Annotated in this window: 8 protein-coding genes; 4 read left to right on the top strand and 4 right to left on the bottom strand. The window is 36.6% G+C overall.

The annotated features are described in order from the left end of the window. Positions 1-45: 45 nt before the first annotated feature. Both EKM68_RS01200 and EKM68_RS01205 read right to left on the bottom strand, forming a co-directional pair. Positions 46-417: a metal-sulfur cluster assembly factor gene (locus EKM68_RS01200; protein ID WP_225422940.1), complete on the bottom strand. Its 372-nt coding sequence runs from the start codon at positions 415-417 to the stop codon at positions 46-48. Positions 418-516: 99 nt separating this feature from the next. Beyond that, on the bottom strand, positions 517-1,869 hold the full coding sequence (locus EKM68_RS01205) for an FAD-dependent oxidoreductase (protein ID WP_125587843.1): 1,353 nt from the start codon (positions 1,867-1,869) through the stop codon (positions 517-519). Positions 1,870-2,189: 320 nt separating this feature from the next. On the opposite strand from EKM68_RS01205, the gene EKM68_RS01210 reads away from it, so the two are divergent. Then, positions 2,190-2,621 (top strand): GNAT family N-acetyltransferase, encoded by a 432-nt coding sequence (locus tag EKM68_RS01210; protein ID WP_125587844.1) that lies wholly within the window; start codon positions 2,190-2,192, stop codon positions 2,619-2,621. A gap of 61 nt (positions 2,622-2,682) precedes the next feature. Beyond that, positions 2,683-3,375 (top strand): EAL domain-containing protein, encoded by a 693-nt coding sequence (locus EKM68_RS01215; protein ID WP_125587845.1) that lies wholly within the window; start codon positions 2,683-2,685, stop codon positions 3,373-3,375. Positions 3,376-3,405: 30 nt separating this feature from the next. Here EKM68_RS01215 and EKM68_RS01220 read toward each other — a convergent pair whose 3' ends face one another. Both EKM68_RS01220 and EKM68_RS01225 read right to left on the bottom strand, forming a co-directional pair. Further along, positions 3,406-6,078 (bottom strand): cation-translocating P-type ATPase, encoded by a 2,673-nt coding sequence (locus tag EKM68_RS01220; RefSeq protein ID WP_125587846.1) that lies wholly within the window; start codon positions 6,076-6,078, stop codon positions 3,406-3,408. A gap of 217 nt (positions 6,079-6,295) precedes the next feature. Then, positions 6,296-7,642, bottom strand: coding sequence for an FAD-dependent oxidoreductase (locus tag EKM68_RS01225; RefSeq protein WP_125587847.1), 1,347 nt, complete (start codon positions 7,640-7,642; stop codon positions 6,296-6,298). Positions 7,643-7,844: 202 nt separating this feature from the next. Between EKM68_RS01225 and EKM68_RS01230 the strand changes: the two genes are divergently transcribed. Together EKM68_RS01230 and EKM68_RS01235 are read left to right on the top strand one after the other, a co-directional pair. Further along, positions 7,845-8,918, top strand: a complete 1,074-nt coding sequence (locus EKM68_RS01230) for a bifunctional glycosyltransferase family 2/GtrA family protein (RefSeq protein WP_125587848.1) — start codon at positions 7,845-7,847, stop codon at positions 8,916-8,918. 333 nt (positions 8,919-9,251) lie between these two features. After that, entirely contained in the window at positions 9,252-10,460 is a 1,209-nt protein-coding gene (locus EKM68_RS01235; protein ID WP_125587849.1) for a GGDEF domain-containing protein, read from the top strand. The last annotated feature ends 89 nt before the right edge of the window (positions 10,461-10,549 follow it).

Genomic DNA, 10,549 nt, shown 5'->3' on the forward strand with positions numbered 1-10,549 from the left:
AACAAAAAAGAGTCCTAAGATATTTGCCATCTTAGGACTCTTTTTTCATTCCAAATTCATTGCAATTCTTGCCATACGGCTCATCCTATCAACCGTCCACTTGGGCTCCAGAACTAATTTCACAGTACAATTGTCAATACCATCGACTGACATTGCTGCTCGATGGATCAAGACTTTCAAATAATCGCTAGCCGGACACCACACATGTGTAAGTGTCATCGTAATTTCACATGTGTTATTTACTATTTCGACATTGTAAATTATACCTAAATTAACGACATCGACTCCAAGCTCTGGATCAATTACATTTTCCAGAGCGCACATTACATCCCCTGCCCGTTGATCAACTGCATTTGCTTGTTTATTCATACTTACGACTCCCTTCGGAATATGAATCGCATTTGCTATCACTTTCACAATTTTAATATATCATCTTTTTTATAATTTTGTATAGTTAAATGCAAAAAAGGACAATTTTTTTAACAAAAATTGTCCTAAAATGATTTATATCAAGTTTTATTGGTTAACAATGCCATAATCCAATTTGTTGATTGCCAATTGAGCAACCAAGTTAAGATAATTCCATGGATTATCATAATATGGTTGGAACATCATATCTACAAATGCTAAATCATCAATTGTATTTTTATTTTGGATAGCAATTGAAACAGCATTAGCTGACTGTGTAACTTCATGCTTACTAAAGAATTGAGCTCCCAAAATCATCCTAGTATCTTTGTCATAAACTAGGAAGATACTTAGCTTTTCATTCGTTGGCATAAAGTCCGGACGATAATTAGCATAATACTCTACTCTGTCAGCATTGATTCCGGCAGCAAGTGCATTGTGCAAAGTAATTCCAGTTGAAGCAAGTGTATATCCAAACAATTGCATGGCTGTTGAACCTTGAGTACCCATATATTTTTGAATATTGCCAAAAACATTTTTACCAGCCAGTGTTCCTTGACGAACAGCATTGGAAGCTAGTGGAATGTATAGTGGCTTCTTAGTTGGATTGAAATTAACAGCACAAGCATCACCAGCTGAATAAATATCAGGATCTGAAGTTTGAACATATTCATTGATGATCAAAGCATTACGACCATCCATATCCACTTGTCCCTTCAATAATCCAGTATTGGCATCAAATCCAGTACACATAATAACCAAATCAGCTTTATGTGTATCTTTGTCAGTCTTGATAGTGATTTCTTTACCGTCTTCAAATCCTTGTACACGTTCATTCAAGTAAACATGGACATAGTGATCCTTCAACAAACCGATGATCTTGTCAGATAGTGGCTTATCAATATAATTCTTAAGAATTTGACTACCAGATTGAATCAGAGTAACTTCGTGAACTGTGTTAGCATAACTTTCAGCCAACTCAACCCCAACGTATCCACCACCAACGATAGCGATACTTTGATAATTCTTAGCTGATTCATAAATGCCCTTAGCTTGTTCATAATTTTTACAGTACAAAATACGAGGACTGTCGATACCGTCAATATTCGGCGTACTTACAACTGAACCAGTCGTCATAATTAATTTGTCATAGCTATCTTCGAATTCTTTGCCCGTATTAAGATCTTTGACAATCATAGTCTTAGACTTAGCATCGATTTTTTCAACACTATGTTTCATTTCAACTTTTGCGCCAAGATCCTCAAGTGTACTTGGATCTGCATAAAACATATCCTCAAGTCTGTCCACAATACGACCTAAGTACAAAGCAATTCCACATGACAGAAATGAGATGTTATCTTCACGCTCATATACGGTAACATCTGTATCGGGATGATCCTTCAAAATCTGTTCAACTGCAGCTGTACCAGCGTGTGTACAACCAACAATAATAACCTTCAATATGTGCCTCCCCATAGGACTTTTTAATAGATTATCTTAATTTAATTACCTAAAAGCCTTTGCTATTAAAAATAACATACTTACGACTTCTATTTTACTAAAGTGTCCTAATTTATGTGAATCTTTTCTCCAAAGAATTATAGTTTAATTCTACACCAAGCAAGTTCCAATTTTTATAAATTCATTTATCAAAAAATGAATACTCAAATGGAATATTTCAAATATTCTAATATTATGTTGTCAAATATCATATTACACTACAAACGTTCCAATTATTAGAGTAAAATAATTTAAATTCAATAATTGAAAGTGGGAATATCATGCAAGAAATTAACTACTCCAGCGATTTATCTTCAAAAACTTATCAAGATGCATTAAATATTCGTAAAGAAGTTTTTATTAGAGAACAAAATGTGGATCCTGAACTCGAAATTGATGGTGAAGATTCATGTACTCACGTAACAATATACATCGATGGAACTCCCGCAGGAACTGCTCGCTATTATCCAACTGATAACAATGGTATTCATATTCAACGTGTTGCCGTGCCTCAAGAATTCCGTCACCAAGGAATTGCATCAGCTCTGATTAAAGACATTATTACTAAGGCCACAAACGAAGGTTACCACTATGTCATCCTAGGAGCACAAGATCATGCTCAAGACTTCTATGTACAACTTGGATTTAAGGTTGTCGGTGAGCAATACCGTGAGGCGGGAATACTCCATCATGATATGGAACTCACATTGTGAGAATAAAAGTTTGTCTTATTGTATAATAGAACGATAAGAAATTAGTTTTAGGGGGAAACCTATGTACAGATATTTCATTCAACCGCAATTGAACAAGTACACCAATACATTGATTGGTTATGAATTGTTAATGAAAAAAAAGACCGCAGAAGGATGGCGTCCACCTTTACATTTTTCTGATATTCCATCACACATTATGGCGGAGGTCTTAATCGCTACAACTAAGCGCCTGTCACTAAAAATCGGCTCGGTATCTGTTAATATCAACCGAACACAATTGATGGATCCAGAAGTTAGAAAGGCCATCATTAAGTCTCAGCTTCAGTTGCGTCCATTAAAACTAGTCGTCGAACTAACTGAAGAACCTGGCGATGAAAAATGGACTAATAAAGAAATGATTCCATTAATAAAACAATTCATCGACTACGGTATGGACTTCAGCCTCGACGATGTTGGTACTGGAGAAAACAAGTTGGAACATATTAAGCCATTGATACCAATGGCTTCTGAAGTTAAGTTTGCACTACAAAACTTTAAAGAGAAGTTTCGTGATCCCAATATCGAAGATAAAGTTATCTTTTGGCGTGACTATACCAACAAGAATAACCTACGACTGATACTTGAAGGTATCGAAAACTCCGAAGATGATCAACTGGCTGATACATTGCAGATAGACTTACGCCAAGGATACTTCTATGGCAAACCTCACCTGCTCAAAATAAAAGAAGACGATGACGTTTTCAATCAAAAATAACCATTTTGGAAAATTCCAAAATGGTTATTTTTAATCTTTTTTTATTTTACGCTGAACGAATTTAACTAATTCCACAAACGGGATTACTGCAAATGAAGAACCTAATACAATTGCCCATTGATACATATCCAAGTGTGAAACTCTAAAGGCGTCGTTCAATCCTGGGATCATAATAACCGCCATCATCATTACTAGTGATAATAAAATTGCTCCATTGAAGGCTTTATTCTTAAACAAGCCAACTTTGAAGATTGATTGATGAACCGACTTCACATTGAAGGCATGGAATAACTGAATCAACCCCAAAGTTGCGAATGACATTGTTAAAGCGTCTGCATGAATTGCATTATATCCACTATGCACTGGCCACATGATAGCTGTTGCATAAACCAGCAATACCATAGCCGCTTCAAAAATCCCTTGATAGATCACACTACTCAAGACACCGCCAGAGAAAAAGTTAGAGTTTCTTCCACGCGGCTTATGATTCATCAAGTTGGACTCTGCCGGTTCCATTCCCAATGCAATTGCCGGAAACGTGTCAGTTACCAAGTTGATCCACAACAAATGAATTGGTAACATCGTATCCCACGCCAGCAATGTTGCAATAAACAACGTCAATACTTCACCTAAGTTAGCCGCTAACAAATACTGAATAGCTTTTTGAATATTCGAGAAGACCTTACGACCCTCTTCAACCGCCACAACAATCGTCGCAAAATTATCATCAGCCAGGACCATATCGGAAGCACCTTTAGAAACCTCCGTACCTGTAACTCCCATACCAATCCCAATATCAGCCTGTTTCAAAGCTGGTGCATCGTTTACACCATCCCCCGTCATAGCAACTACCTTGCCCAATTTTTGCCAAGCCTTAACGATTCTAACTTTATGCTCAGGCGACACTCGAGCATAGACTGAGTAATTCTCTACTTTCTTATCAAATTCTTCTGTCGACATCTGATCTAATTCAGCGCCTGTCAAAACAGCATTATCGTCACCAGGTTCAATAATACCAAGCCGAGCAGCAATTGCTTCGGCTGTATCTCTGTGATCTCCAGTGATCATTAATGGTCTAACCCCTGCTGACTTAGCAACACGAACAGCATCAGCGGCTTCCGCTCTTTCAGGATCGATCATTCCGACTAATCCGGCAAAAATCAAATTGCTCTCGATTTCAGTGGATTCTAATTCATTAGGCATTTCATCAATATATTTATATGCCATTTCCAATACTCGCAGTGCCTGTTTAGCCATATCTTTGTTATTTTGAAGAATGATTTTTTTATCTGCATTGGTAATATCTCTAATACCATCCGGAGTCTGAATTCTCGTGATTCGCTCTAACAAAATATCTGGAGCACCTTTGACTGCAACCAAAAATCTACTACCATCTTTGTGAATTGTGGACATCAACTTACGATCTGAATCAAACGGTAGTTCCGCCACTCGCGGTTGCTGCTGTAATTTACGATCCAAATCAAAATTGTGTTTTTCACCAAAAGTTATCAAAGCTGTCTCAGTTGGATCACCGATCATCGTTCCATCATGTGAAATCTTTGTATCGTTAGCAAAATTCATAATTTTCAATGCCATGTTGTCTATGGATAATTCTTCTTCAGCTGATTGTTGTTGATCAAAGGTATAAACTTTTTCCACAGTCATCTGATTCAATGTTAATGTTCCCGTCTTATCTGAAGCAATAATTTCCGTTGAACCCAATGTTTCTACAGCCGGCAATTTACGAATGACGGCATTACGCTTAGCCATAACCTGTGTTCCTAATGCCAAAATAATCGTTACGATTGCTGGCAATCCTTCAGGAATGGCTGCAACAGCCAATGAAATGGATGTCAGCATCATTTTGATTGGGTCCATACCGTTGAAGAACGTTCCCACGACATACATCACCACAGCAATGATTACAATAGCAATTGTCAAGAACTTGCCCAAGTGATTCAAGTTTTGTTTCAGTGGCGTAGTTGTCTCATCAGCCTTAGCCAGCATTCCCGCAATCTTACCCACTTCCGTCGACATCCCCGTATTAACAACGACACCCTTACCACGACCGTAAGTAACGTTACTATTGGAGAACGCCATATTTACACGATCACCGATACCAGCCTGTTCATCGTCGATGATTTTAGTTTCTTTTTCGACCGAGACAGATTCACCAGTCAATGCTGACTCTTCAATCTTTAGCGAATTAGATTCCAATAGTCGCAGATCGGCTGGAACTACATCTCCAGCTTCTAACAAAACAAGGTCACCAGGGACTAACTCGGTACTCTTAATAGTGATCGTATCGCCATTTCTCAAGACATTAGCGTGTGGTGTCGACATTTTTTTGAGAGCTTCAATTGCAGCTTCAGCACGCGATTCCTGAAATACACCTAAGATGGCATTAATGATCACGACCGCCAGGATTATAACTGAATCCACAACGTCATGTGAGACGACAGCTGAAATAACCGCGGCAGCTAACAAGACTAGGATCATCAAATCTTTGAACTGTTCCAAAAACTTCTGCAATAAAGACTTCTTCTTGCCGTCGTCTAGTTTGTTAGGCCCATATTTATTAACACGTTCGTTGACCTGCTCAGAATTCAGGCCTTCACTGGTTGCATCTAATTCTGTCAGTACTTCTGACTCACTTTGAGCATAGAATGCATTTGATAGTTGTTGATGTTTTTGTTCTGACAATGTAATTCCTCCCTTTCATCGCAAGGTCTCTGTCAAAACAAAAAAGAGACCTATGCGTGTTAAAAACACACATAAGTCTCACTATTTACAGCAATACCAGAAAAATCCCTTCGGGCTGGTGATATTGCTACAGCTTGCGCTGCTAGTTACTCCCTCATGAAAAACTATTATATTTTAACCAAAGTATATCTGATTGATTATCTAAGAGCAACCCTATTTATTTTTTTGCATCTCGTTCTTTGGCAACCGCCATTTGACCAACCAAATTCAAATAATTGAATGGATTGTCATAATTTGGTTGGAACAACATGTCGATGAATGCCAAGTCATCGATCGTATTATTATTTTGAATCATTACTGAGATAGTATTAGCTGATTGAGCGACTTCGTGTTTACTGAAGAATTGCGCACCTAGAATCTTATGATTGTCTTTATCATAAACCAAACGAATAGTTAGCATCTCAGTAGTTGGCATATAAGAGGGACGATAGTAGTCATGATAGACGACAGCTTCAGCGTTGAAGCCCCATTCCAATGCGTTCTTCAGTGTCAAACCTGTTGAAGCTAAAGTATAACCAAATAATTCCATTCCTGATGTAGCTTGCGTTCCCATGTACTTCTGAACATTGCCAAAGACATTCATACCTGCTAAGGCACCTTGTCTAATAGCATTCGTTGCCAGCGGCATATAAGCTGGCTTACCAGTTGGATTAAAATTAACAGTGCATGCATCACCTGCTGCATAAATATCAGGATCTGATGTTTGAACGTATTCATTGATCACGAGGGCACCACGACGATCCATATCCACTTGACCACGTAACAATTCTGTATTAGCAATGAACCCGGTACAAACGATTACTAGATCAGCTTTGTGATCATCCTTATCTGTTTCGATAACCACTTGATCGTCACCAGAGAAACCACTGACACGTTCATTCAAAAATATATTAACACCGTTTTCTTCCAACAAGTCAGTAATGTTGATCGACATCGACTTGTCGATATAGTGATTCAATACTTGGTCATTCGATTGAATCAAAGTAACTTCGTGATCAGTATTAGCATAACTTTCAGCTAACTCAACTCCGATATATCCACCACCAACGATAGCAATATGTTTGTGATCTTTAGCTGTTTCATAAATTTCACGAGCTTGAGCATAACTCTTACACATCAAGATTTTTGAATTATCGATTCCCATAATAGGTGGTACTTGAACATACGAACCTGTTGTCATAATCAACTTGTCATATGTATCTTCGAAAACATCGCCTGTTTTGATATTCTCTACCATTAACTTTTTATTCTTAGCATCGATTTTTAGAACATCATGCTTCATGTTTACCTTAGCACCAAGTTTTTCCAAGTCTGAAGGATCAGCATAAAACATGTCTTCTAGACGCTTTACCCTGTGTCCTAAATACAGAGCAATCCCGCAAGATAAAAATGAAATATTATCATCACGTTCATAAACGGTAACTTCAGTACCTGGATGATCTTGTAAAATTTGATCAACTGCCGCAGTCCCAGCATGTGTACAACCTACTACAATAACTTTCACAAAAAATTTCTCCAATTGAAAAACAATATCATATTTATGATAACAGGATATGTAACGGATATGTATAAACTTTTATTGAAAAATACTGATTTTTTGCATAAATTTATCAAATAAAATAAATATATTAATACCAAGCAAAAATTAATCTAATAGAGTTATACTTAATGTTGAAAATTTAGTAAATATACGAGAGGTTACGAAAATGAACAATTTAGCAATTGTAATTCCTTCATTGGAGCCGGGCCAGCGGTTATTACAATTGTTAGTTGAAATCCGAAAAACTTCACCTGAGATTCCCATTATTATCGTAAACGATGGTAGCGGTGAAGAGTATGATTCTATCTTTGATCATGTAAAAAATGACTATTCAGATACGTTGGTACTATCTCATGACATCAATCGTGGCAAAGGTGCAGCCTTAAAAACGGCTATGGACTATGTATTAACAAAGATGCCAAATATCGATGGAATAGTCACGATGGACTCAGACGGCCAACATTTGTATAAAGATGTATGCAAATGTATGGAACTTTTCCAAAATCACCCCAATGATCTAGTGTTGGGTGTTAGACAATTCGGTAAGGATATTCCTTTTCGAAGTCGATTGGGAAACATTTTAACTAGCAAGTTACTGGGCATCTTTACCGGTATCAATATTACTGACACTCAAACGGGGTTAAGAGTCATTCCCCGTTTATTTATGCGTCGCTTGATTCACGTATCAGGTGATCGATTTGAATTCGAAATGAAAATGCTTTTTGAAGCCAAAGAATCTAATGTTTCCATTATTGAACAGCCAATAACAACTGTCTATTTGGAAAATAACTCTGGTTCTCACTTTAGAGTTGTTTCCGATTCAGTATCAATTTATTCAATTTTTTTTAAATATGCTATCCCATCATTTTTTCGTTACACGATTTCGTCATTATTGTCATTCGTAGTCGATATTGGCGTCTTCTCACTAACGTTGGCATTCTTTCCACGTAATAACTTTTTATCGATTTCAGTTGCTTCAGTGCTCTCACGAGTACTGTCGTCGGCCTTCAATTATTTAGTCAATCGGCATGCAGTCTTCTCTGGTAATTCGCACTATAGCGCCGTCAAATACGCCACTCTGGCTATTGCTCAGATATTTGCATCAAGTATCCTAGTCTCGATGATCCATGCAGTGACCTTATTCAATCCGACCTATGTCAAAGTTGTTGTTGATTGCTTATTATTCTTCGTTAGTTATCATGTTCAAAAAAAATATATTTTCAAGGAACTAACTGTATGAAATTATTGTTATCTTAAAACTTCACTTTCAACGCTATGACTCAAAAAATCTATCATAAAAAATATGGACCAGGAATTTACTCTACTAAGCAGATTCTTGATCAAAAAACATTTGTTAAAGATACAAACAACTAATAAGTGATAATTTTTTTATATAAATCGTTTTCACTGTTGTTTGTTGCAAATATAACTAAAATATTTTTTATTTTATAATCTAACAATATATTCTACTTCATGGTAATATCTATATTAGTTGCTGTGATATTCATACCAGATTATGAATTTACCATGTTATAGCAAATTAGTTTCATAATTTAATATTTAGAGGTGAAGGATGTCAACTAGCTATAATTTTGATAGTTTCCAGTCACTTTTAAGTGTAGACGGCAATATAAATGCAATTATCATCGGTTTAATAACTGTTGGACTGATAACTATCATCACGATCATGGCGTATTCATTTGAAAACATCTTAAAGACCAACAACAACACGGCCTATCGGATAATCCTTGAATTGATCGAAGGTACCGTACTTGCCATCAGTATGTTTTTGCTACAGCATATTTTTAAGGCTCTTAACTCTGGAGATATGCGAAGTTGGTTCTATGCCACTGCTCAATTGACAATACTGTTGTACAGTCTCTATATGATGAAAAATCACGTTATTGAAATCATGAATATAATTGCGCCAATTTATATTTTTGGATACCGTGCCATAACTGGATACAATAACTATCTTTTACTCTTTACCCTTTTAATTATTCTACTTGCTGTAACGATTGTCTATATTTCAAGACACACCGATTTGATATTAAATTCTGAATGGCGTTTTGTTTTATTACAGACTATCTACGGTGGAATCTGGTGGATCATTATTTGGCCCTTTCACAAATTCACATTGTACTACACATTCAATATGTTGATAGGATTCGTTGTCTACATGTCAGTAATACGTTTCTTAGCCAAATGGATCAAGGATTCATTTAATAACTACAACAATCTATCTGAAAAGGTTAATTACGACGAGCTCACTGGCATTAGAAATCGTGCCAGCTTTGATGAAGTTTCACAAGAAGTTTTTAAAGTTTATAGTCGAGAACCCGACGTACCTTTAACAATTGCTATGTTTGACATTGACCATTTCAAAAATTTCAATGATACTTATGGTCATTTAGCAGGTGACAAAGTTTTACGTCATGTAGCTGCCCACTTTGAACATCAATTATTTCGAAAAACTACACGTGGTCAACTCTTCAGATATGGTGGTGAAGAATTCGTCATTATTTTTCGTGGTTTAACCGCGGATGAAAGTGCGAAGATCATTCGTGAAATCAGGAATGAATTGATAAATGATCCATTGGACTACAACGGTCAGGAATTGAATATACGTGTTTCCTTTGGTGTTACTGAATTACAAGAAACTGATACCTCATTCAAAGATTTCTTTGGTAGAGTTGACAGTTACCTGTATGAATCAAAAGACTCCGGAAGAAACAGAATGACTGTCGAAAATAAAATAATTAGATTCGGAAAAGGTCTCTAATATCGAAAAAAGGGCTCTTTGTCAAATAGTATTGATGAATAACTTTTAACCATAGGCATCCTCATTGAGGATGCCTATTTTCATGCACA

The sequence above is a fragment of the Companilactobacillus jidongensis genome (genome assembly GCF_003946575.1).
GTDB classification, from domain to species: domain Bacteria; phylum Bacillota; class Bacilli; order Lactobacillales; family Lactobacillaceae; genus Companilactobacillus; species Companilactobacillus jidongensis.

Bases quoted from the DNA above. Each gene is read 5' to 3' on its own strand.
- EKM68_RS01230 (WP_125587848.1), top strand. From the start codon at position 7,845: ATGAACAATTTAGCAATTGTAATTCCTTCATTGGAGCCGGGCCAGCGG.
- EKM68_RS01215 (WP_125587845.1), top strand. From the start codon at position 2,683: ATGTACAGATATTTCATTCAACCGCAATTGAACAAGTACACCAATACA.
- EKM68_RS01235 (WP_125587849.1), top strand. From the start codon at position 9,252: ATGTCAACTAGCTATAATTTTGATAGTTTCCAGTCACTTTTAAGTGTA.
- EKM68_RS01210 (WP_125587844.1), top strand. From the start codon at position 2,190: ATGCAAGAAATTAACTACTCCAGCGATTTATCTTCAAAAACTTATCAA.